At 70.7% G+C, this 23264-nt stretch carries 19 protein-coding genes; 16 read left to right on the top strand and 3 right to left on the bottom strand.

Annotation, left to right across the window (positions count from 1 at the left end; translation table 11 throughout):
• Window positions 1–157: 157 nt before the first annotated feature.
• The 8 genes from TSH58p_RS13150 to TSH58p_RS13115 all read left to right on the top strand — a co-directional run bounded on the left by TSH58p_RS13150 (window position 158) and on the right by TSH58p_RS13115 (window position 11285).
• Window positions 158–2431 (top strand): GNVR domain-containing protein, encoded by a 2274-nt coding sequence (locus TSH58p_RS13150; RefSeq protein ID WP_109070734.1) that lies wholly within the window; start codon window positions 158–160, stop codon window positions 2429–2431.
• 168 nt (window positions 2432–2599) lie between these two features.
• Window positions 2600–4045, top strand: coding sequence for a flippase (locus tag TSH58p_RS13145; protein WP_109070733.1), 1446 nt, complete (start codon window positions 2600–2602; stop codon window positions 4043–4045).
• Between the two features lie 230 nt (window positions 4046–4275).
• Window positions 4276–5631 (top strand): nucleotide sugar dehydrogenase, encoded by a 1356-nt coding sequence (locus TSH58p_RS13140; protein ID WP_109070732.1) that lies wholly within the window; start codon window positions 4276–4278, stop codon window positions 5629–5631.
• Between the two features lie 26 nt (window positions 5632–5657).
• Window positions 5658–6656, top strand: coding sequence for an NAD(P)-dependent oxidoreductase (locus TSH58p_RS13135; protein ID WP_109070731.1), 999 nt, complete (start codon window positions 5658–5660; stop codon window positions 6654–6656).
• A 14-nt stretch (window positions 6657–6670) separates the two neighbouring features.
• On the top strand, window positions 6671–7648 hold the full coding sequence (locus tag TSH58p_RS13130; protein WP_109070730.1) for a GDP-L-fucose synthase: 978 nt from the start codon (window positions 6671–6673) through the stop codon (window positions 7646–7648).
• A gap of 6 nt (window positions 7649–7654) precedes the next feature.
• Window positions 7655–8941, top strand: a complete 1287-nt coding sequence (locus TSH58p_RS13125) for a glycosyltransferase family 4 protein (RefSeq protein WP_109070729.1) — start codon at window positions 7655–7657, stop codon at window positions 8939–8941.
• Window positions 8938–10137: a glycosyltransferase gene (locus TSH58p_RS13120; protein WP_109070728.1), complete on the top strand. Its 1200-nt coding sequence runs from the start codon at window positions 8938–8940 to the stop codon at window positions 10135–10137. Before TSH58p_RS13125 ends, TSH58p_RS13120 begins: the two co-directional genes overlap by 4 nt.
• The gene (locus TSH58p_RS13115; protein WP_199230151.1) at window positions 10137–11285 is read left to right on the top strand and encodes a glycosyltransferase family 4 protein; all 1149 of its coding nucleotides are present in this window, start codon (window positions 10137–10139) and stop codon (window positions 11283–11285) included. The genes TSH58p_RS13120 and TSH58p_RS13115 overlap by 1 nt, the downstream gene beginning before the upstream one ends.
• Before the next feature lie 36 nt (window positions 11286–11321).
• Here the strand turns inward: TSH58p_RS13115 and TSH58p_RS13110 are convergent, their stop codons facing one another.
• Window positions 11322–11924, bottom strand: coding sequence for a demethoxyubiquinone hydroxylase family protein (locus tag TSH58p_RS13110; protein ID WP_109070727.1), 603 nt, complete (start codon window positions 11922–11924; stop codon window positions 11322–11324).
• Window positions 11925–11928: 4 nt separating this feature from the next.
• Window positions 11929–13905 (bottom strand): right-handed parallel beta-helix repeat-containing protein, encoded by a 1977-nt coding sequence (locus tag TSH58p_RS13105; RefSeq protein ID WP_109070726.1) that lies wholly within the window; start codon window positions 13903–13905, stop codon window positions 11929–11931.
• Between the two features lie 278 nt (window positions 13906–14183).
• Here TSH58p_RS13105 and TSH58p_RS13100 point away from each other — a divergent pair, with 278 nt between their 5' ends.
• Genes TSH58p_RS13100 through TSH58p_RS13085 form a run of 4 tightly spaced genes read left to right on the top strand, consistent with a single transcriptional unit; the run spans window position 14184 to window position 18761 of the window.
• On the top strand, window positions 14184–15611 hold the full coding sequence (locus TSH58p_RS13100; RefSeq protein ID WP_109070725.1) for a hypothetical protein: 1428 nt from the start codon (window positions 14184–14186) through the stop codon (window positions 15609–15611).
• Window positions 15608–16789 carry a hypothetical protein gene (locus TSH58p_RS13095; protein WP_146205896.1) on the top strand — a complete coding sequence of 394 codons (1182 nt, stop codon included), beginning with the start codon at window positions 15608–15610 and terminating at the stop codon, window positions 16787–16789. The genes TSH58p_RS13100 and TSH58p_RS13095 overlap by 4 nt, the downstream gene beginning before the upstream one ends.
• A gap of 29 nt (window positions 16790–16818) precedes the next feature.
• Window positions 16819–17838, top strand: a complete 1020-nt coding sequence (locus TSH58p_RS13090) for a glycosyltransferase (RefSeq protein WP_109070723.1) — start codon at window positions 16819–16821, stop codon at window positions 17836–17838.
• Window positions 17838–18761 carry a glycosyltransferase family 2 protein gene (locus tag TSH58p_RS13085; RefSeq protein WP_109070722.1) on the top strand — a complete coding sequence of 308 codons (924 nt, stop codon included), beginning with the start codon at window positions 17838–17840 and terminating at the stop codon, window positions 18759–18761. Before TSH58p_RS13090 ends, TSH58p_RS13085 begins: the two co-directional genes overlap by 1 nt.
• A gap of 34 nt (window positions 18762–18795) precedes the next feature.
• On the opposite strand, the gene TSH58p_RS13080 is transcribed toward TSH58p_RS13085, so the two are convergent.
• Entirely contained in the window at window positions 18796–20298 is a 1503-nt protein-coding gene (locus TSH58p_RS13080; protein WP_109070721.1) for a hypothetical protein, read from the bottom strand.
• A gap of 217 nt (window positions 20299–20515) precedes the next feature.
• Between TSH58p_RS13080 and rpmH the strand changes: the two genes are divergently transcribed.
• The 4 genes from rpmH to yidC are packed head-to-tail and all read left to right on the top strand — an operon-like array spanning window position 20516 to window position 23221.
• Entirely contained in the window at window positions 20516–20650 is a 135-nt protein-coding gene (rpmH, locus tag TSH58p_RS13075; RefSeq protein WP_014239280.1) for a 50S ribosomal protein L34, read from the top strand.
• Between the two features lie 5 nt (window positions 20651–20655).
• Window positions 20656–21138 (top strand): ribonuclease P protein component, encoded by a 483-nt coding sequence (rnpA, locus tag TSH58p_RS13070; protein ID WP_109070720.1) that lies wholly within the window; start codon window positions 20656–20658, stop codon window positions 21136–21138.
• Complete coding sequence (gene yidD, locus TSH58p_RS13065; RefSeq protein ID WP_371732441.1) at window positions 21021–21455, top strand: membrane protein insertion efficiency factor YidD; 435 nt, start codon at window positions 21021–21023, stop codon at window positions 21453–21455. The genes rnpA and yidD overlap by 118 nt, the downstream gene beginning before the upstream one ends.
• Window positions 21456–21481: 26 nt before the next feature.
• The gene (gene yidC / locus TSH58p_RS13060) at window positions 21482–23221 is read left to right on the top strand and encodes a membrane protein insertase YidC (RefSeq protein ID WP_109070719.1); all 1740 of its coding nucleotides are present in this window, start codon (window positions 21482–21484) and stop codon (window positions 23219–23221) included.
• Window positions 23222–23264 lie beyond the last annotated feature (43 nt).

The following is a 23264-nucleotide window of genomic DNA, read 5'->3' as shown; positions in this document are numbered from 1 at the left end:
TCCACCCAATGGCGACTCCGGGGAGGGTACCCAAAGAGCGTGTCTTCCCCACCGTATGCCCTCCGGTCAGCATGAAACGGCCGGACGGTCGATGGCGTTCTAGGCAACCGTAACGCCCCGAACGGGGTGCCGTTCGGCATGCGAGGAGGAACCCGCTTTGGCCACCCAGGACATTCAGGATCAACCCCAGCGGCGGCAGGCGGCACCGGCTTCGGCCCCAGTCTCGTTCGACCTGTCCACCGCGGCGGCCAGCGCGGTGCGCCGCACCACCGGCATGCTGCTGCGCCACAAGCTGCTGATCGGGACGGTGATCGTGCTGGGGACGGGCATCGCGGGTCTCGTCGCCCTGCGCATGACGCCGCTCTACACCGCCCAGACCCTGATCATGGTGGAGCACCGCAAGAATCAGGTGATGAACTACCAGGAGGTCGTCTCCGGCCTCTCGACGGAGCTGGGCGCCCTGCAGAGCGAGGTGGCGATCCTGAAATCCCCCGCCTTCGCGGAGAAGGTGGTGAACAAGCTGGGCCTGATGAACGACCCGGAGTTCAACGCGGCGCTGCGGCCCGAGCAGACCAACTGGTTCTACTATCTGAACCCGAAGAACTGGGTGCCCGACTCCGTGTGGAACAGCGCCCGCGGCGACCGGCCCGAGATCGCGCTGAGCCCGGAGGAGAAGACGGCCAACGAAAGAACCTCGGTCGTCAACAGCTTCATCGAGAATCTGGCGGTGCGGCCGCAGGGCCGGTCCTACGTCATCGCCGTGGATTTCGACAGCGAGGACCCGCGCAAGGCCTCCCTCATCGCCAACACCATCGGCGAGATGTACCTCGTCGACCAGCTCGACGAGAAGTTCAAGGCGGCCAAGCGCGCCACGGCCTGGCTGGAGGAGCGCATCACCGAGCTGCGCCGCGAGGCCAAGACGACCGGCGAGGCGGCGGAGAAGTACCGCGCCGAAAGCGGCCTGACCAACGCCAACGGCGAAACCACCCTGATCGCCCAGCAGCTGGCCGAGCTGAACACCAGCTACGTCCTGGCCCGCACCAAGCGGCAGGAGGCGGAGTCCAAGCTGCGCGAGGTGTCCACCCTGGCGCAGAGCCCGCGCGGCGTGTCGGCCATCGGCGACGTGCTCGGCTCCCCCCTGATCCAGGCGCTGCGCCAGCAGGAGGTCGAGCTTCAGCGCAAGATCGCCGAGGCCGCCAACAAGTACGGCGCCCGCCACCCGACGCTGACCGCGCTGCAGAGCGAGCTGCGCGACCTGCAAGGCCAGATCCGGGCCGACGTGAACCGCATCGTCCAGAACCTGAGCAACGAGGTGGATGTGGAGCGCGGGCGCGAGGCCGCCCTGAAGACCAACCTCGACCAGCTCCAGGCCCAGCGCAACCAGCAGCAGGAATCCAACGTGACCCTGCGCACGCTGGAGCGCGACGCCGAGACCTCGCAGACCATGTACGAGGCGATGCTGACCCGCTTCCAGGAGATCGCCGGCCAGACCGAGATCCAGCAGCCCGACGCCCGCATCGTGTCGGAGGCGGCGATCCCCCTGAACCCGTCGCAGCCCAACAAGAAGATGATCGTGCTGCTGGCCCTGGTCGCCTCGGCCACGCTGGGCGTGCTGCTGGCGATGCTGCGCGAGCAGTCGGAGCGCGGCTTCCGCAGCCCGCACCAGTTCGAATCGGCGACCGGCGTGCGCTCGCTGGGCATCGTCCCGGCCATCGGGCGGCGGCGGCGCGGCACCTCGCCCGCCGCCTACGCCATCGACAAGCCGATGTCGGCCTTCGCGGAGGCGATGCAGAACCTGCGCACCACCCTGCTGCTCGCCAACCCGGACGGCCACCAGCGGGTGATCCTGTTCAGCTCCTCCGTCCCCGGCGAGGGCAAGAGTTCGATCGCCGCGGCCTTCGCGCGCATCTGCGCCAACGCCGGCCAGAAGACGATCATCCTGGACTGCGACATGCGCCGCAAGGGGCTGCACCCGATGCTGGGGCTGGAGAACCGGCACGGCCTGTACGAGGTGCTGTCCGGCGAATGCGCGCCGAACGAGGTGATCCAGACCGACCCGCGCACCGGCCTGCATTTCATCGCGTCGGGCCGCGGCTCCGCCCTGCCCCAGGACATGCTGGGCTCCAGCCGGATGCACCAGCTCATCTCGCGGCTGGCGCTGGAGTATGACCGGGTGATCCTGGACAGCCCGCCGGTTCTGGCGGTGTCGGAGGGCAAGCTGCTGGCGGCGCTGGCCGACCAGACGGTCTTCATCGTGCATTGGGGCAAGACCAAGCGGGAGACCGCCATGGCCGGGCTGAAGGAGATCGTCGAGGCGGGCGGCGAGGTCGTCGGCGTCCTGTTCTCCCAGGTCGATATCCGCCGCCACGCCCAGTACGAGTTCCCGGACAGCGGGCGCTACCACGGCTACCGCCGCTACTACGCGAACTGACGGCGGCGCTTGAAGGAAGCGGTCGCGTCGGGCCCCCCTCCCGACCTCCCCCCGCTTCGCAGGGGGAGGAGAAAAAGCCCTCCCCTGCGACAGCGGGGGGAGGGTTGGGTGGGGGTCCGACGCCCGCATTTGCCGCCACACCCGAAAACACCCAATGACTGCCGCCAAATGACCGCCGGACGACGCATTTTCCTGAACATCCGCGCGCTGGGGCTGGCCCGCGTCGCCACGCTGCTGAGCGGGCTGATCACCACGGCCTGGACCGCGCGCGCGCTCGGACCGGACGGCTTCGGCGTGCTCGGCTTCGGCACCTCCATGCTGGCCTACGCGGCGCTGTTCGTGAATCTCGGCCTGTCCACCTACGCGGTGCGCGAGATCGCCCGCGACCGGGAGAAGGCCACCGATCTGGCGGACCATGTGCTGACCCTGCGGATGCTGCTGGCCGTGCTGGTGGGCGGGCTCTACGCCCTGTTCGTGCTCCAGCTCGACAAATCGGCGCTGGTCAAGGCGGTGCTGCTGGTCCAGGCGGTGCAGCTGCTGGGCAACGCGCTGCTGCTCGACTTCGTCTATCAGGCGACGGAGCGGATGGGCGTCATCGCGGTGCGCGAGATCGGCACGTCGCTCGGCAACATGGTCGCCGTTCTGCTGCTGGTGCGCGGGCCGGACGATCTGGCCATCGCCGCCGGGATCACCGCCGTTTCCTTCGTCCTCAACGCCGCCCTGATGCTGGCCCGCTTCAGCCGCGACTTCCGCATGCCGCGGCCGCGGGTGGACCTCGCCAAGTGGCGGGCGATCCTGAAGACCTCCGCCCCCATGGCGGTCAGCGTCTTCGCCTGGGCGCTGTTCTCCCACCTCGATCTGGTGATGCTCGGCTTCATGGCGCCGCAGACGGAGGTCGGCTGGTACGCCGCGGTGACCAAGCTGCTGGTGCTGTCGCTGACCGCGGGGAACATCATCCTCAGCGCCTTCATGCCGCAGCTCGCCGCCGCCTACGGGGACCGCGAGGCGATGCGGGCGCGGATGCGCGACTACGCCGCGACCATCCTGTCCATCGGCGCGCTGATCGCGGCGGGCGGCTTCACCCTGGCGCCGGCCATCCTGGGCACCGTCTTCGGCCCGGCCTACGCGCCGGCCGCCGACACGCTGCGGCTGCTGATGATCGCGGTCGCCATCGTCCACATCAACCTGACGATGGGCAACCCGCTGCTCGTCTGGCACCGGCAGACCGGCTACATGACCGCCATCCTGATCGGCGGCCTGACCAACGCGGCGCTGAACCTGATCCTGATCCCGCGCTACGGGATCGAGGGCTCCGCCGCCGCCACCATCGTCGCCGAGCTGACCGCCATGGCCGGACTCGCCTGGCTGCACCGGCGGGCGGTCGGCCAGCTCTATCTCGGAATCGCCGCGCGGGCGGCGCTGTGCGGCGCGCTCGCCATGGCGGCGACCCTGGGTCTGACCCACGCGCTGCCGGAGCTGATGGCCCCCGCGCACCCCCTGCCCGCGCTGCTGATCGGCGGCAGCGTGCTGGTCACGGTCTACGCGCTGGCGGCGCTGCTGACCGGGCTGGTCCGACCGTCGCGGCTGCGCCGGCTGATCGCGGCGGCGACATGATGCGCCCGCCTCATCCCGAATCCCGAAGGATGCCGACCGGACGCACCCTTGCCGCCGGTCCGGGGTACCACGAAAAAAACAATGCCCGATCAACGGCATAGCCATTTCACGCCACCCCGAACGGCCGGAACAATGCCGCGTTGCAAGACGTTCGGATTGCGCATGGCGCGGGTGGCGGATGGCGGCGCCTTTGGATGCATGCTCCAATCACTAAGCAGGATCGAAAGACTATGCTCCCAAAGTCCTTTCCCGACCGGAACGTCTGCGTGCTCGGTCTCGGCTATGTCGGGCTGACGCTGGCCGTCGCCATGGCGGACGCGGGATTCCAGGTGCACGGCGTGGAGGTCCGGGACGAGGTGCTGGACAAGCTGGCCCACGGCGTCCCCCATTTCCATGAGCCGGGCCTCGCCGAGAAGCTGCGGCATGTGATGGAGCGCGGGCGCTTCACCTTCGGCCGCACGACGGACGGGTGCCGGGACTGCACCGTCTTCATCATCACCGTCGGCACCCCGCTGGACCGCGACGGCCGCGTGCGCACCGACATGATCGAGGCGGCGACCCGTCAGGTGGCCGACCGCATCCACGACGGCGACCTCGTCATCCTGCGCTCCACCGTGAAGCTGGGGACCACCCGCGAGGTGGTGGCGCCGATCCTGCGCCGCACCGGCAAGCGCTTCGACATCGCCTTCTGCCCCGAGCGCACGCTGGAGGGGCAGGCGCTGATCGAGCTGAACCAGCTTCCCCAGATCATCGGCGCGGAAAGCGTCGAGGTGGCGGCCCGCGCCTCGCAGATCTTCGGCATGCTGACCCCGACGACGGTCAAGGTCTCGACGCTGGAGACGGCGGAGATGATCAAGCTGGTGGACAACACCTACCGCGACGTCACCTTCGCCTTCGCCAACGAGATCGCCCGGCTGTGCAACGCCATGGAGGTGTCGGCGCTGGAGGTGTCGCGGGCGGGCAAGCTGGGCTATCCGCGCACGCAGCTCCCCCTGCCCGGCCCGGTCGGCGGCCCCTGCCTGGAGAAGGACCCGCACATCCTGATCGAATCCGCCCGCGAATTCGGGGTGGAGATGGACATCACCGCCGCCGGGCGCCGCATCAACGAAAGCCAGCCGGTCGAGGTGTCGCACTTCCTGGAACGGCTGACCGGCTCCATGCAGGGGTTCCCGCAGGACCCGACCATCAGCCTGATGGGCCTCGCCTTCAAGGGGCGCCCGGCGACCGACGACCTGCGCGGCACCATGGCCAAGCCGCTGTTCGAGGAGCTGCGCACCCGCTTCCCCAAGGCGCGCTGGCGCGGCTTCGACGCGGTGGTGGCGGCGGACGACATCCGCGGCTTCGGGCTGGAGCCGGCCAACAGCATGGCCGAGGCGGTGGATGGCGCCAACCTCGCCGTCATCCTGAACAACCACCCGGTCTTCACCTCCATGCCGCTGCCCGATCTGGCGCGCCGCATGGACCGGCCGGGGGTCATCTACGACTTCTGGAACAACTTCAACAGCCGCGAGGTGGACCTGCCGGAGGGCACGGCCTACGTGGCGCTGGGCAGCCACGGCGCCGCCCGCTTCGCCCATGTCGCTTGACACCGCTGCCTGAGGGAAAAAAACCAATGCCGAAACATTACCTCGTCACCGGAGGCAGCGGCTTCATCGGCGCCGCCCTGGTGCGCCGGCTGGTGCGCGACGGGCACCGCGTCCGCGTGCTCGACGACAACTCCCGCGGCCATCCGCGCCGGCTGGGCGACGCCGCCGAGGCGGTCGAATTCGTGTCCGGCGACATCCGCGCCCCGGCGGCGGTGGGCAAGGCGGTGCGCGGCGTCGACGGCGTGCTGCATCTGGCCGCCGTCAACGGCACCAGGCACTTCTACGAGAAGCCGGAGGTGGTTCTGGACGTCGGCGTGCGCGGCATGCTGAACGTGCTGGACGCCTGCCGGGCGAACGGGGTGGGCGATCTGGTCGTCGCCTCCTCCTCCGAGGCCTACCAGACCCCGCCGACGGTGCCGACGCCGGAGAACATCCCGCTGGTCGTGCCGGACGTGCTGAACCCGCGCTACAGCTACGGCGGGTCGAAGCTGATCTCCGAGCTTCTGGCGGTCAACTGGGGCCGCACCGGCTTCGACCGCGTCGCCATCTTCCGCCCGCACAACGTCTACGGCCCCGACATGGGCTGGGAGCATGTGGTGCCGGAGTTCGTGCGCCGCGCCGTGGACGCCATCGACCGCAGCCCGGATGCGCTCGTCCCCTTCCCCATCCAGGGCGACGGCACCCAGACCCGCGCCTTCGTCCACATCGACGACGCGGTGGACGGCATCATGACGGTGATCGAGCGCGGCGAGCACCTCGGCATCTACCATGTCGGCAACCCGGAGGAGATCTCCATCGCCGAACTCGCCCGGCAGATCGTCGCCGTGCTGGGGCGGGTGGCGGACATCCAGATCGGGCCGCCCGCTCCCGGCGGCACCCAGCGGCGCAGCCCCGACATCGCCCGCCTCTCCGCGCTCGGCTACGCGCCGCGCATCCCGCTGAAGGACGGTCTGCCCGGCGTGGTGGATTGGTACGCCGCCCGCAGCCGCGACGGCGACGCCCCGATCGCCAGCGCCGCCGAATAAGGAAACCGAGACCCATGGAGCGAAACAGCCGCATCTTCGTCGCGGGGCACCGCGGCCTCGTCGGCTCGGCCATCGTCCGCCGTCTGGTGGAGGATGGCTACGACGACCTCGTGCTGCGCGGCCGCGACGAGCTGGACCTGACCGACCAGGCCGCGGTGCGCGCCTTCTTCGACCGGGAGAAGATCGATTACGTGATCCTGGCCGCGGCCAAGGTCGGCGGCATCCTGGCCAACGAGCGCTTCGGCGGCGACTTCATCCGCGACAACCTGCTGATCCAGACCAACGTCATCGACGCGGCGTGGCGGGCGGGGGTGAGGAAGCTGCTGTTCCTCGGCTCCTCCTGCCTCTACCCGAAGTTCGCGGAGCAGCCGCTGAAGGAGGAGGCGCTGCTGACCGGCCCGCCGGAGCCGACCAACAAGCCCTACGCCATCGCCAAGATCGCCGGCATCACCCAGTGCCAGGCCTACCGGCGGCAGTACGGCTTCAACGCCATCTGCGCCATGCCGTCGAACCTCTACGGCCCCGGCGACCATTTCGACCCGGAGGGCTCCCACGCCATCCCCGGCATGATCCGGCGCTTCCACGACGCGAAGACGGAGCAGGCGCCCAGCGTCACCCTGTGGGGCACCGGGACGCCGCGGCGGGAGTTCCTCTATGTGGACGACATGGCCGACGCCTGCCTGCACCTGATGGAGACCTACGACGGCGAGGACATCATCAACGTCGGCCCCGGCGAGGACATCGCCATCGGCGATCTGGCCCGCCTGATCCGCGGGGTGGTCGGCTACGAGGGGGCGCTGACCCAGGACCTGAGCAAGCCGGACGGCCACCCGCGCAAGCTGATGGACGTGTCGCGCCTGTTCGCCACCGGCTGGCGGCCCAAGGTCGGGCTGGAGGAGGGGCTGAGCCGCACCTACGCGTGGTTCCTGGAGAACGCCGCCCCGCCGGTTCCCCGTCCCGCCGCCACCACGACCGGCGAAGCCGCGGAGTGACCGCCCATGCCCGATGACTCCACACCCCTGCGCGCGCCGGTCTCCGCCGGACCGGCGGCTCCGGCCGCCCAGCCGCCATCGATCCTGCCGCCATCGGTCCTGCTGGTGGCGATGAGCTACTGGCCGGAGCCCGCCGGCAGCGCGCCGATGATGACCGACCTCGCCACCGCCTTCGCCGCGGCGGGCACGGACACGACCGTTCTGACCGCGCGCCCCAACTATCCGGGCCACGCCATCTACGACGGCTACGCCGACGGGGCGGAGGATCGCCGCACCGTGAACGGCGTCCGCATCGAGCGGCTGCTCACCATCCCGCCCAAGGGCGGCGGCATGAAGGCCCGGCTGATCCACGAGGGGGTGCTGCACGCCGGCTTCCTGGCGGCGCGCGTTCGCGGTCGCGTCGCGCCGCACAAGGCGGTGCTGTCGCTCTGCCCCTCGATCTTCAGCGTCGCCGTCGCCGACCGCTTCCGGGCGCCGGGCGGGCGGCACATCGCCATCGTGCACGACATCCAGTCGGGCCTCGCCGGCGCGCTGGGCATGGGCGGCGGCGCCGCGCTGAAGGGCATCCAGGCGGTGGAGCGCACCGCGCTGAACCGCGCCGACGGCATCGTCGTCCTGTCGGAGGCGATGGCCGACGTGCTGCGCGACCTCGGCGTGCGGCGGCCCATCACGGTGATCCCGCCCCATGTCGACGCCGACGCCGTCCGCCCCCTGCCCCGGCCCGAGGGCCAGCCGCCGACCGTGCTCTACAGCGGCGCCTTCGCCCGCAAGCAGGGGCTGGACCAGGTGCTGGAGATGGCCCGCCACCTCCACGCGCTGCGCCCCGACGCCCGCGTGCTGATGCGCGGCCAGGGCGGGCTGGAGGAGGAGTTGAAGGCCCAGGCCAAGGCCATGGCGCTGCCCAACGTGGAATTCGCTCCCCTGATCCCTTCCGACCGGCTCGCCGAGGGGCTGGCGGAGGGCGACGTGCATCTGGTGCCGCAGCGTCCGGAGGGGGCGGCCTTCGCCATGCCGGGCAAGGCGGTGACCATCCTGGCCGCCGGGCGGCCCTTCGTCTGCACCTGCCTGCCGGGCTCGGCGCTCGACCGGCTGGGGACGGAGATCGACGCCTTCCGGCGCACCCCGCCCGACGCGCCGGAGGCCATGGCGCAGGCCGTGGCCGAACTGCTGAACGACCCCGCCCGGAGCGCCGCCATGGGCCGCCGGGGTCGCGCCTGGGTGGAGGGCAACGCCAGCCGCAGCGCCGTCCTGGCGCGCTACGCCACGCTGCTGCTGGGAGACGACGCCGCATGACGAAGCCCGCCCTGGTCTTTTCCTGGGAGATGTTCGGCCCCTACCACATGGACCGGCTGGAGGCGGTCGGGCGGCGGCTCGGCCATCTCTACGACGTGGTCGGCCTGGAGGTCGGGTCGAAGTCCCACACCTACGCCTGGGACTCCACCGGGGAAGGGCAGCATTTCCGCAAGGTCACGCTGTTCCCCGGACGCTCCAAGGCGGACATCCCGTCCTTCCAGGTCTACCGGGCCCTGCTGCGCGAATGCCGCAAGGCGGGGGCCAGCCACGTCTTCCTGTGCCATTACGAGGAGCCGGACGTCTTCGCGCTGGCGGTGACGATGCGGCTGATGGGCCGGCGCGTCGTCAACATGAACGCCTCCAAATTCGACGACAAGCCGCGCGTCCTCTGGCGCGAGGCGCTGAAGTCCCTGCTCTACAAGCCCTATCAGGCGGCCATCGGGGGCAGCCACCGCACCGTCGACTACTACCGCTTCCTCGGGTTGCCCAAGGACAGGCTGTTCATCGGCTACGACACCCTGTCGCTGGAGCGGGTGCGCCGGCTGTCCGGCATGACCCCGGCCCCGGACGGCGTGCCCTTCGCCGAGCGGCACTTCACCATCATCGCCCGCTTCGTGCCGAAGAAGAACCTGTTCCGCGCGGTCGAGGCGTACGATCTCTACCGCCGGTTGGCCGGCGCGGCGGCGCGGCCCCTTCACCTGTGCGGCTCCGGCCCGCTGGAGGCCGATCTGCGGGCCGAGGTCGCCAAGCGCGGGCTGGAGGGGCACATCCTCTTCCGCGGCTTCCTTCAGGAGAAGGGGATCGCGGAGACGCTGGGCTCCACCCTGTGCCTGCTGCTGCCCTCGCTGGAGGAGCAGTTCGGGCTGGTGGTGAACGAGGCGCTGGCCATGGGCGTGCCGACGATCCTGTCCGACCAGTGCGGCGCCCGCGACGTGCTGATCCGCAGCGGGTTGAACGGCCACATCGTCGAGCCCGACAACCCCGAGGGGCTGGCCCGCCACATGCTGTCCGTCGCGTCCGACGAGGCGGAATGGCGCCGCCTCAGCCTCAACGGACGGCCCTTCCAGGCGCTGGCCGACGCCGGCTTTTTCGCGGAGGCCGTGGAGAAGGCCCTGCACAGCCTGGGAGCCCGCAAAGACGCTGCCCAAAACACTGATGAAAGCGCCCGCAAGGGCACCCGTGAAAGCGAAGCCTGATGACCGACCGCCGCAACACCCCTCACATCGTCGTCTCGGGCCGCCTTCCCCCGCCCATGGACGGGATGAGCCGGGTCACCGCCCTGGTGCTGGACCGCCTGCGCGATCGCGGCCCGGTGCAGGCCACGGTGGAGGTCGCGGACCTGTCGCCGGGCTGGAATGGCGGCGGCCTGCGCTACCACGCCGCCAAGGCCATGCGCGTGCTGCTGGCGGGCCTGCGTCTGGCGGCCGGGGCGACGATCCCCGGACGGCGCTTCTACATGCCCGTCGATTCGGGGCTCGGCATCTTCTACACGGCGGCGCTGGCCGGCGCGGCGCGGCTGTTCGGCTATGAGCGCACGCTGCACCACCATTCCTTCGCCACCATCTCCAAGCCGACCTGGCGGATGAGCCTGCTGACCCGCCTCGCCGGCACGGACTGCATGCATGTGCTGCTCTGCCCCGCCATGCAGGCGCGGTTCCAGGCGCTCTACCCGGCGGCGCGGACGGCGATGAGCGTTTCCAACGCCATCTTCACCCCGCCGGTGCCGCGCCCGCGCCACGGCAAGTCCGGCCCGCTGCGCATCGGCCACCTGTCCAACCTGTGCGCCGACAAGGGGCTGGACACGCTGTTCACCCTGCTGCGCGCCCTGCGGTCGGAGGGGGTGGACGTCAAGCTGGTGCTGGCCGGGCCGGGTCTGGGGCGCATGGACAACGCGCTGGTCGCGGCGGGGCTCGCGGCCTTCGACGGCGACGTGGAGTATCGCGGCCCGGTGGACGACGAGGCCAAGGCGGCCTTCTACCGCGACATCGACGTCTTCGTCTTTCCCACCCGCTACCGCAACGAGGCGCAGCCGCTGGTGCTGTTCGAGGCGATGGCGGCGGGCGTGCCGGTGCTGGCCTATGACCGCGGCTGCATCGGCAGCGACATTCCCCGCCCCGGCCTCGTCCCGCAGGACCGGGACTTCATCCAGGCGGTGCTGCCGGCGCTGCGCCTCTGGGCCAAGGACCGCGACGCGCTGGCGCTCGCCTCCGAACAGGCCCACGCCCGCGCCCGCGCCGCCCATGAGGCCGGGCACAGCGGCCTCGACGCCCTGCTCGACCGCATCGCCGGTCCGCTGCCCGAAGCCGCCGGGCCGGCCGTCCGCCCGAAGCGCGCCATGGGCTGACCGCCATCCGCCGACCACCGCCCATAGAGACCGCCGTCACACCCAGCGCGCCGCCGTCACACCCACGCGGGACAGCAACACCGCCAGCCGCGCCAGCGCGCGGGCGGTCCAGGGCGGCGCCGGGTCCAACCGGGCGGCATCGCGGGCGTGGAGGCTCTCGTCGAGGCGGCAGGCCTCCAGCAAATTCAACAGGTCCGGATCGGGGGCGAGCCGCCGCGCCAGGGCGATCTGCCGGGCGTAGTGCCCATCCACCCACGCCTCCACCCCGGCGACCACCGCGTAGAAACAGGGCGGGCCGAGCCAGGCCGGCAGCCCGCCCATCACCCGGCCCGACCAGCGCCAGAAGCCCATCAACCCGCTGCGCCTCTCCGGCGGCAGGACCGCCTCGAACAGCCGCAGGTGCCGCCGCTCGACGCGGCGGTGGGACGCGGCGAAGCGCAGGACCTCCGGGTCGGTCGTGGCCCCGGCGACGCCGTCGTAGAGGGACACCGCCACGGTCTCGCCGACATGGCTGGCGCGCAGCTCGCGCAGGATGCGGGGCGGCAGGGCGGATAGGTCGAGACGGGGCGGCGCCAGCCCGATGGTGGCGGACGGCGGGGCCTCGGGCGAGAGGCTGGGCGACGGAGTGTGCGTGTCCACGGGTTCAGCGCGCCCCTTCCGGACCGATGCGCGACCAGGGAAGCTCCTGGAAGCCGATCTTCAAAGCGGGGGAGTTCGGGCGCAGGCGGTAGTCGTCCTTCGCCGGGTTCATGAAATAGGGGTCCGGCAGGTTGCCTCCCTGGACGGAGCGCGCCTGCGTCCGTTCCATGGCCGCCCCCGGCGCGCGCAGCCCACGGCCCGGACGGTCGAAGATGTTGTTCTCCAGCCGGTATTCGCCGCCGGTCAGCGCGGTCACCAGCTGCTCCACCGGCACGCGGGCATGGATGATGTTGCGGCTGGCCTCGTTGTCGCGCAGGAAGCCGGCCGTTCCGGCCTTCGGCACCCATTCGAAGCGCAGGAAGCGGTCGCGCTCGTCGGTCAGCACGGCGATGTTGTTCTCCACCCGGTTGCCGTCGCCGCCGTGGATGAAGACCGACGCCCAGCCGGTGTCCTCCAGGAAGTTGCCCTCCACCCGCACCCCGTTGGTCAGGTCGTCCAGATAGACGCCAAAGCCCTTGTAGCGGGTCATCCAGCGCCCCGCCGCGTCGGTGGCGATCCCGCCGGTCCCCCGGATGTCGTTGAAGCGGATGACCAGCTTCGTGTCGATGTCGCTGCGCCCCAGCGTCTCGATGGCGCCGAGGTCGGCGGTCTCCCGCCCGACGTCGCGGATGCGGTTGTACTCGATCACGTTGTCGGTGTTCTTCGTCTCCGGGTTCCAGTTCTTCATGGAGATGCCGTAGCGCGCGGCGTGCCGGATGTCGTTGTGGGCGATCAGGGTCCGGGTCACCCCGGCGCTCATGATGCCGCCGCCGTAGAAGTTCACCTCGCCGACATGGCGGATGGTGTTGGCGATGATCCGGTTGCCGGCGCTGCCGGGGGTGAGTTCGATCCCGCTGCGCCCCAGATGCTCCAGCCGGTTGCCGCGCACCTCGCTGTCGGCGACGCCGACCAGCAGCACGCCCGTCCCGACGGCGGAGAAGCGGTTGTCGAGGACGCGGTGCCCGGTGCCGCCGGCCAGCCGCACCGCGGCGCCGTTGTAGGGCACGTCGGCGAAGGACAGCCCGTCGAGGGTGATGGAGTCCGCCTTCTCCGCCTGGATCAGCGGGGCGGTGCGCGCCACGACCGCCTCGCCGTCGCGGGCGGAGCCCGCCGCGCCGTCGCGGGCGAAGGCCGCCGGGTCGTGGGGGCGGAGCAGCAGGCGCCGGTCCTTGGCGCTCCAGGCGAACTGGCCGGGGAATTTCAGGAAGTCGGGATGGCCGAGCAGGCGGAAGGTGCTGCCGTCGCGGAACGGGTACCAGCCGTCGCGGTCGAGCACGAGCGTGCCGTTGCGGTCGATGCGCTCGATGCCGCGGATGTCGTCGGCCTGCCGCTCGCGGTCGAGCGCCTGGACGCGCACGCCGGGGACCGCCCAGGCCGCCTGGACGGTGCCGGGGGGAAAGCGGAACTGCCGCTTGTCGCCGCCGCCCTTGGTCTGCTGGGCGACGAACCAGCCGCTGCGGATCGGGTCCTGCGGATCGAAGGCGCCGCTCTGCGCCGCGCGCAGCCGCGCCCCGCCGACGGTCACGTCCAGCCCCGGCTCGCGCGCCAGCGGGGCGGAGACGACACCGTCCCGTTCCGCCTTGAAGCCGGTCACCACCTCCCCGCCCGAGAGGACCGGGGTCTCGCCGGGAAAGGCGGCGATGCGCAGCCCGGAATCCTCCGGCCCCAGAGTCACCGTGTCGGTCAGCCGATGGGTGCCGCCGCGCAGCAGGATCAGATGCAGCCCGCGCTTGCGCGCCTCCTCCACCGCGCGGGCCAGCGTGGCGACGGGGCCGTCGCGCCCGTCCGGGGTGGAGGCGGCGGCCCGCCCGGACCAGCGGTCGTCGCCCTGTGGGGAGACGTGGATCGCCGGCTCCGCCGCAATGGACGGGGCGGGACCAGCCAGCAACAGGACCAGCCACAACAGCCCGCCCGCGAAGAGTCCAGGAATCCGGCGCGTCATATCACCTCCGTTCGGCACCCCAGCGAAACTGGCGGCGGGGGGCGGATGAAGCAAAAGCGCGGACGGGGTGCCACGAAGGTGCCGCGCGGATAGCCCTGACCGGAAGGCCCTCGCCGTCTGCGCTCCCGGACGGGGGGACCCGACCGGGGCCGGCGGTGTTGCTTCCGGGTGCGCCGCCCTCGCCCTTGGGGGCCGGCACGACGACACCGCCCCACCGGCCGCCACCACCGGCCGTGGCCGGCGGTGCCGCGCGTTCACGAGGCAAGGCGGAGACCGGCATGATCGAAACGGCGTTGATCGCGCAGGTGCTGGTGGTGGCCCTGGTCGCCGTGGTGTTCCTCAGCACCGGCACCGCGTCGATGTTCCACCCGCTGACCTACTATCTGATCTTCCACACGCTGGTCTTCGTGATCCGCCCGCTGCTGGTCCACGGCTTCGGCATCGACAACGCCTGGCTGTTCATGGGCTACTGGCCGAGCGCCGCGGAGTTCGTGAAGTCGCTGACGGTCAGTTCGGTCGCCCTGGTCGCCTTTTCCATCGCCTGCGGCTGGGCCGGGCGGGTCAAGCCGGACCTCAGCCGGGCGCCCACCTTCACCTTCGACCGGCTGGACATCACCGCCTTCGCCCTGACCGTGGCGGCGCTGGGGCCGCTGGCCATCTACTCGGCGATCCTGCGCCAGGACGGCGCCGACTTCACCGGCACCGGCGACGTGCAGATGGAGCGCGACCCGCTGACCGGCCAGCCGGTCTACGTCAACACCACCGGCTACATCGCCGAGGCCCATTCGATGGGCCTGCCGCTGACGCTGGGCATCATCTGGGTCAGCCGCTTCCACCCGCTGTCCTTCATCCCCTTCATCGCCTTCGTCAGCTACCGCGCCTATCTGGGCTGGGGGCGCTGGGCGATCATCATGGGCGTGCTGGGCATGGTGCTGCTGATCCTCTACCACACGCGCACCAAATGGTTCCGCTGGTGGCAGCTCGCCTGCGGCCTGCCGGTGCTGCTGCTGTTCCACACGCTGGGCAACAACCGCGACTTCCTGCGCGGCGTTCTGGCCGGGACCGAGAATCCGGGCAAGCTGTTCAGCATCTTCCAGGGCGGCGAGGGCTCCTTCGTCGAGAGCGTGTCGAACCAGGACATCGCCAACTTCGACTTCCTGGCCTTCATCCTGTGGGCGGTGCCGCAGCAGTCGGGGACCTACACCTGGTTCACCCAGTACCTGCAACTGTTCACCGAGCCGATCCCGCGCATGCTGTGGCCGGACAAGCCCATCGGCGCGCCGGTCAAATGGGTGTCGCTGCACGATTTCGGCAACTTCTCCAACCTGACCACCTCGCTGGCCGGCGACGGCTGGATGAGCGCGGGGTGGATCGGCGTGATCGTCACCATGGTGGTGGTCGGGCTGATCCTGGGCCGGCTGCACCGCTGGTTCTGGGAGTCGGGCTTCACCAACCGCTACGCGGTGCTGTTCTATTGCGCCTTCATCCCGCTGTCGCTGCAATGGTACCGCGACGGCAACATCACCATCGTCAAGTTCGGCTTCTTCTCGCTGCTGCCCATCCTGCTGTGGATCGGCGCGACCAAGGCGTTGCGCCTGTGGATCGGCGACTCCGCCGGAACGCCGCTCGCCCAGCGCCGCATGTCCGTCTTCCGCCTTCCCGGCTTCCGCCCATCGGGCCTCCGCTTCCCCGCGGACCGGGCGTGAGGCGACCGGTGGGGGGCGGGCTGGACAGGATCCTTCTGCGCGGGCTGGCCCTGGCCGCGGCGCTGGTCCTGCCGCTGGCCTTCGCGCTGGACCCGCCGGACGGCGACCTGACGGAGCTGGGCGGCTACGCGGAGAACCGCTTCGGCCCCAGGACGCCCCAGGCCATCTTCGCACCGCCCCTGGCCGAGGCGGCGCGGCCCGGCGCCAACTACGACGCGCTGGTGTTCGGCGACGGCTTCTCCCGCCCCGAGGCGGAGGAGCGCCACGGCCGCTACGGCCGTTACTGGACCGACCATCTGCGCAACCTGACCGGCCTCTCCGTCGGCGTGCGGCCCGCGGGCGCCGCGGCGCTGGCCGCCTATCTGGCCTCCCCCGACTTCCGGGAGCGGCCGCCGCGCGTGGTGATCCTGCAGTTATCGGAGCGCGACCTGGGGGAGCGCGTCGGCGGGCTGGAGCTGTCCACCGTCACCACCCCCCGACCCCATGGCGTGGCGGCCCTGCGCCCCCTCGCCGTCGAGCCCCTCAACCGCCAGCCCCGCGCCATGGAGCGCGCCCGAGCCCATGCCTGGAACCCGCCGCCGGTCGGCCACGCGCTGGATCTGCTGGTCAAGGCGCTGCCGCGCACGCTGCTGAACGTGAGCGGCGGCCCGGTGGAGGAGCGGTCCCTGTCCTATGCGGGCCTGTTCAGCTCCGCCGCCGCGACGACCACCCTCTTCCGCGCGGAGGATTTCCAGCCCTGGCGCGCCGATCACCGCCTGCTGGAGGAGCGCCGCGCGAGTCTGCACGCGATCCAGGACGCGGTGGAGGCCAACGGGGTGACGCGCTTCCTGCTGCTGGTCGCTCCGGACAAGGGCACGGTCTACGCCGATTTCCTGCTCGATCCCCCGCCCCACCGGTCCGCGGTGGACGAGGTCATGGCCGCCGACCCGACGCTCCAGGCGGTGCCGCTCGCCGCCGGCCTGACGGCGCTGGCCGCCGGCGGGACGCGCGACCTCTACACGCCCAACGGCAGCCGCTGGGGGCTGGAGGGGCAGCTCTACGCGGCGCGGACGGTCGCCCGGACGCTGGGGCGGCTGGGCGTGCTGTCGGGCGCCACCGATCCGTCGCCGGACGTCGCCATCCTGCCCTGCCGGCCGGGGCAGGGCGACTGCGCCCCCACCCGCACCCAAACCGACTGATGGACAGGACCAGGAGGAACCGCCCAGCCATGCCACAGGACCTATTTTCGGGGGACACCGCCCCGGCGGAGGACATCCCGGCGGACATCGCCCGCAGCGTCGTGGCGATCGTCGTCACCCACAACCGCCTGCCGCTTCTGGCCACCTGCGTCGCGGCGATCCTCGGGCAGCAGCCGCGGCCGGAGCGGCTGGTGGTGGTGGACAGCGGGTCCAGCGACGGCACGCCGGAATGGCTGGCCGCGCAGACGGACGAGTGGGGCGACGCGCTGGTCGTGGTGCGGCAGGCCAACTGCGGCTCCGCCGGCGCCTACCACACCGCCTTCGAGACGGCGCTCGGCCTCGGCGCCCGCTGGATCTGGAGCACCGACGACGACGGCATCCCGCAGCCGGGGGCGCTGGCCGAGCTGCTGGCCCAGGCGCGGCACCACGGCCTGTCCATGGTCGGCCCGCTGGTGCTGGCGGCGGAGGACCGCTCCACCCTGGCCTTCCCCATGCAGGGCACCCGCGACCCGGACAGCCTGATGGCGCGGGCGGTGGACGGGCTGGCGCCGGGCACCATCGCCCTGTTCAACGGCACGCTGATCGGGCGGGCGGTGTTCGAGCGGATCGGCAACGTGAAGCGCGAGATGTTCATCTGGGGCGACGAGTACGAGTTCACCCTGCGCGCCCGCCGCGCCGGGCTGAAGGTCGGCACGGCGGTGAAGGCCCTTCACATCCATCCCGGCATGTCGCGGACGGAGCACAAGGTGCTGGGCGGCCGGCTGGGCACGGTGGAGACGATGCGGGCCGACCGGGCGCCGCATTTCTTCCGCAACATGGGCTACATCCACGCCAACTACGAGAAGGCCGGGGTGATCCCGCGCATGATCGCCAAATACACCGCCCATTATCTGGTGAACCGGGACTTCCGGGGCCTGCGGGTCTTCCTGGACAGCTACCTGTGCGGGCTGCGCGACGAGTATCCGGAGGAGCTGAAGCGCCCGCCGGTCCGGCTGCCCCTGCCCGAGCGGCCGCGCCCCGCCCCGTCCTCCTCCAGCGAGGTCGCCTGATGCCCACCGTCAGCGCCGTCATCGCCACCTTCAACCGCGCGCCGGAGCTTCGCACCGCGCTGTCCCGCCTGCTGGCCCAGACGCACCCCGTCGCGGAGATCCTGGTGGTGGACGACGGCTCCAGCGACGGCACCGACGCCATGGTGCGGGGGGAGTTCCCCACCGTCCGCTACGTCCGGCTGCCGCACAACGCCGGGCTGATCTACGCCCGCAATTTCGGCTTCGTGAACACGGTGGGCGATTACGTGCTGTCGGTGGACGACGATTCCTGGTTCGCCGAGCCGGACGGCCTCGCCCGCGCGGTGGCCTACATGGAGACGCACGCCGACGTGGCGGCGGTGGCCTGCAACATCGAGACGCGCGACGGGCTGGTCTATTTCCCGCCGCAGGCTGATCCCTTCGACGCGCCCTGGTACGTCGGCTGCGGCCACCTGTTGCGCCGCAGCGCGGTCGCCGCCGCCGGCCTCTACATGCCGGAACTGTACCGCCAGGGGGAGGAGAAGGACCGCTGCCTGCGGCTGATCGGCGCCGGCCACCGGGTGGTCGCCCTGCCCGGCGTCATGGTTTATCACGACAAGAGCGAGAAGGGCCGCAAGCCGGGGCTGGAGCGCTTCTACAATCACCGCAACGACCTGATCCGCGAGATCGCCCGCTGCCCCGCCGGCCTGCTGCCCTTGCGCTTCGCGCGGAGCTGGATCGGCAACAGCTGGAAGAACCTGCGCCACGGCCCGCGGCTGACCGACCTGAAGGTCCTGCTGGCCCTGCCGGAGATCCTGCGCATCGGCCTGAAGCACCGCGCCCCCGTCAGCGAGGACGCCTACCGCCGCTGGCTGCATCTGTCCAAGACCGCCGCGCCCGGCCTTCCCCGACCCGACCCCGCGCCAGCCCACAATCCCCTCCCCCGCCCAGCGGGGGAGGGTTAGGGTGGGGGCAAACCGCTCCCCTTATTAATGCCCCCTACGCCGATGTCCGCGCCAGATGGTGCCCGATCGCCGTGCGCAGCTTGTTCAGGCGGCGCGGCAGCTTGCGCAGCTGGCGCAGCACGGCGGGCTGCGGCGGGTTGATCGGCTCGCTCAGCAGGTCGGGGGCCATGCGGCGGATCAGCTCCGCCTGATGCTGGCTGGAGCGCCGGACATCCACCGGCATCGCCAGGGCGATGGCCAGGAAGTCCGCGCAGTTGCCGACCTGGAAGAGCTGCCGCCCGGTCAGGTCCACCCCCTGGTCGATGGCCGACAGCCAGCCCGCCACCCGCTGCTCCAGATAGAAGCGGTCGCGCAGGTCCATCGTGCCGCCCGGCAGCACGTCCGGCGTCTTGACCACCCAGGCCAGCCACTCGCGCAGCGCCTCGCAATGGGACGGCGGGTTGTAGAGCTTGCCGCGGAAGGCGTCGAACATCCGGGCGGCGGTGTCCTCGCCGTCGGCGGCCAGGCCCGGCGGGATCTGGCCCCAGTAGAAGCAGCGCGCCACCTCGAAGACGCCGCCGTGCAGGACCACCGCGCCCTCCGGCACGCCGTCCCAGGCGCCGTTGGCGTAGAATTCCCCGTCCATCGCCGCGGTGTGCCCGCCGGTGTGGGCGGCGTAGTCCCGCGCGCGCTGGGCGTCCAACGGCGGGCAGGGGATCAGGTGATGCTCCACCCCGGCCAGCCGGGCCAGCTTCGGCGGCAGCTTGCGGTCGCCCGGCGTCAGGTCGCGGTGGTCGAAGGTGAAGGTGGCGAAGGGCACCGCGGCCTTCTGCGCCGCGGCCAGCAGCAGCCGCGTGTCATAGCCGGCGGTGAGCTGGAGCATCAGCGGACGGTTGCCGCCCTCCGGCCCCGACAGGGTCCGGTGCAGGTTGCGGATGGCGGTGACCAGAATGGACTCCATCCGCTCATAGGCGAGCGAATCGGAAAAGCCCGGCGGAACCGCCGGGAAGGGCCGGCGGAAGGTCAGGAATCCCGGATCGTCCATCGGGCGGGCGGGGTCGAGCACCTGGGTCGGCAGCAGCCGCCGCACCCCCGCCAGCCCGGAACCGGGCAGCGGGTACCAGTCCAGCCCGGCCTCGTGCGCCAGCGGGCGGCGGAAGGTCGCCTCGTCGCCCAGCAGCTCCGCCATCACCCCGGCGCTGGAGGTGAGCGTCAGGGCGCCGTCCACCGTCGCGTAGAAGCAGCCGAGCGTCCCGCCGGTGTCGAGATGGACCGCCCGGTTGTTGAGCAGCAGCCAGCGTCCCGTCCAGGAACGGCACAGCTCCGCGATGTCCCCGGCGCGGGACGCGGCCAGCGCCTCCACCGGGTCCGGGCGCGCCGGGTCGGTCTGCACGGGCAGGCCCAGCAGATGCCAGACCGTCTTGTCGGCGCCCAGCACGCGCCGGACCGGCAAGTCGGGACAATGGGACAGGACGAGCCCGCCGATGTCACGGCTCACCCAATCCGGACGGAGCGCCTGGGCGTTTCTGGACACGATGAATTGCCGCCGGTGCAGCATGCCGACTTCCCCCGGACCTTTCGCGATGTCAGGGGGTAAACACGCGGCACGGCGGGGGAGGCAGGGCCCTACCCCTTTTCACCCTCCTTTGCGCCACCTTCCATCCGGACGGAGAATATTTCCCACGCTTGGGTGGCAGCGCGTGATTGACTCCGGGGGGCGGTACCTCTATACAGCGGGGCTCATTTTTTGCCCTGAGATCGAGGAGTATGGTGCCGTGAAACGCACGTTCCAGCCCAGCAAAATCGTGCGCAAGCGCCGGCATGGCTTCCGCGCCCGCATGGCGACCGTCGGTGGCCGCAAGGTGATTGCCCGCCGTCGCGCCAAGGGCCGCAGTGTCCTGAGCGCCTGATACGCATGGCGGCGCCGGACCCCAGGGTCGGGCGCCTGAAGCGGCGGCCGGAGTTTCTGGCCGTGGCCGGTACACGGCGCAAGCATGTGGCTCCCGGCCTTATCCTGCAGGTGCGCCGACACGACGAACGGCAGCGGCCCGCCCCTGGCGAGCCGCCGATTCGTCTTGGCCTGACGGCGAGCCGCAAAGTGGGGAACGCGGTCGTGCGCAATCGCGCACGCCGCCGCCTTCGCGAAGCGGCCCGTCAAATTCTGACCGCCCACGCGGCCCCCGGTCACGATTTCGTGCTGGTGGCCCGCGCCGCGACGGCCGAAAGGCCGTGGACGGAGCTGCTGGGCGATCTGATTGCGGCGCTGAAACGCCTCGGTCTGTGGCGCGATGCGTCCAAGAACGAGGTGCCCAAGAACGAGGCGAATGGCGGGCCAAACGCCGTCAAACCCAACGGCGGAACCGGCAACGGTTCCGGCGGCGGGGAGGCCGGCGCGTGAGCCCGCTCGCCTATTTTCTGCGCGCGCTCGTGGTCGGCTATCAGTGGACCCTGTCGCCCTTCATCGGGTGGCACTGCCGATTTCAGCCGACCTGTTCAAACTATGCGCTGGATGCGCTATCTAAGCACGGAGCGATCCGGGGCAGTTGGCTGACCGTCCGGAGGCTTCTGCGCTGCCATCCCTGGGGCGGGTGGGGATATGATCCCGTGCCCGAGCCGGGGCGGTCCACCCGCTGTTCGCACGGGCCGGATGAAGCGGCGCATCGATGCAGCAATTCGCATGCCGGCCTGAAAACCGGCGTTCGGCCCCCTTCTTAAAGAAGGCCCACGGCAACCGGGATGCCATGACCGATCAACGCAACCTCATCCTCGCGATCGCTCTGTCGATCGCCATCCTCCTGGGATTCCAGTATTTCTACGATGGACCCCGGGTGAAGCAGCAGCAGGCTGCGCAGCAGGCCGCCCAGACGGAGCAGTCGGTCACTCCCGGCGCCGCGCCCGCGCCGGGCGCCGCTCCCGGTTCGGTCCCCGGCACGGCGGCGCCCGCCACGGTCCGCGACCGCGCCGGCCTGCTCGCCGAGCAGATGGCCGCCGGAACGCGCGTCAAGATCAACACGCCGTCGCTGCACGGATCGGTCAATCTGGTTGGGGGCCGCATCGACGACCTGACGCTGGCCGACTACCGCGTCACCCCCGATCCCAAGAGCCCGGAAATCGTCCTGCTGGCCCCCGCCGGCACGCCCGAGGCCTACTACGCCGAGTTCGGCTGGGTTCCGGAGGACAAGTCGCAGCCGGTCCCCGGCGCCGACACCCGCTGGACCGCCGCCGGCACCGCGCTGACGCCGGACCAGCCGCTGGTCCTGACCTGGGACAACGGCAACGGGCTGGTGTTCGAGCGGACCATCGCGGTCGATCAGAACTTCATGTTCACGATCACCCAGAAGGTGCGCAACACCGGCTCCGCCCCGGTCAGCCTGCTGCCCTACAGCCTCGTCAGCCGGGCCGGCACGCCGCACACCGACGGCTACTACATCCTGCATGAGGGCCCGCTCGGCGTCTTCGACGGCAAGCTGAACGAGCACAAGTACGACGACCTGCGCAAGGCCGGCACCATCTCCGCCCAGTCGACCGGCGGCTGGATCGGCATCACCGACAAGTACTGGCTGGTCTCGCTGGTCCCCGACCAGAAGGCCCCGATCACCGCCCGCTTCGTCCACTCCGCCCCCGGCGCTGCCGACCGCTATCAGGTCGACACGCTCGGCAAGGCCGTGGAGGTCGCCCCCGGCGCCACCGTCGAGCTGACCGACCGGCTGTTCGCCGGCGCCAAGCAGGTCCGCCTGCTGGACGACTATTCGGACAAGCTGGGCATCGCCAACTTCGACCTAGCGATCGACTTCGGCTGGTTCTACTTCCTGACCAAGCCGTTCTTCTACGGGCTGGACCTGCTGGGCCGCCTGTTCGGCAACTTCGGCATCGCCATCCTGGTCTTCACCGTGATCGTCAAGGCGGCCTTCTTCCCGCTGGCCAACAAGTCCTATCACGCGATGGCCAAGATGAAGAAGCTGCAGCCCAAGATGATGGAGCTGCGCGACCGCTTCGGCGACGACAAGGTCCGCCTGAACCAGGAGATGATGGCGCTCTACAAGCGCGAGAAGGTCTCGCCGGTGTCGGGCTGCCTGCCGATCCTGATCCAGATCCCGGTGTTCTTCGCGCTCTACAAGGTGCTGTTCGTGACCATCGAAATGCGGCACGCGCCGTTCTTCGGCTGGATCCACGACCTGTCCGCGCCCGATCCGACCACCATCTTCAACCTGTTCGGTCTGATCCCGTGGCAGCCGCCGCACCTCCTGATGCTGGGCCTGTGGCCGATCATCATGGGCATCACCATGTACTTCCAGCAGAAGCTGAACCCGGCACCGCCCGATCCGGTGCAGCAGAAGGTGTTCCAGTTCCTGCCGATCATCTTCACCTTCATGCTCGCCAGCTTCCCGGCTGGTCTGGTCATCTACTGGGCCTGGAACAACACCCTGTCCATCGCCCAGCAGTGGATCATCATGCGGCAGGACGGTGTGAAGGTGACCTGAGGGTCCGTTCCACCTGATACCCGGCTTCCCTGATTTCCCTGTC

Source organism: Azospirillum sp. TSH58, from assembly GCF_003119115.1.
GTDB lineage: Bacteria > Pseudomonadota > Alphaproteobacteria > Azospirillales > Azospirillaceae > Azospirillum.
This window is presented reverse-complemented; position numbering and strand designations above follow the sequence as displayed.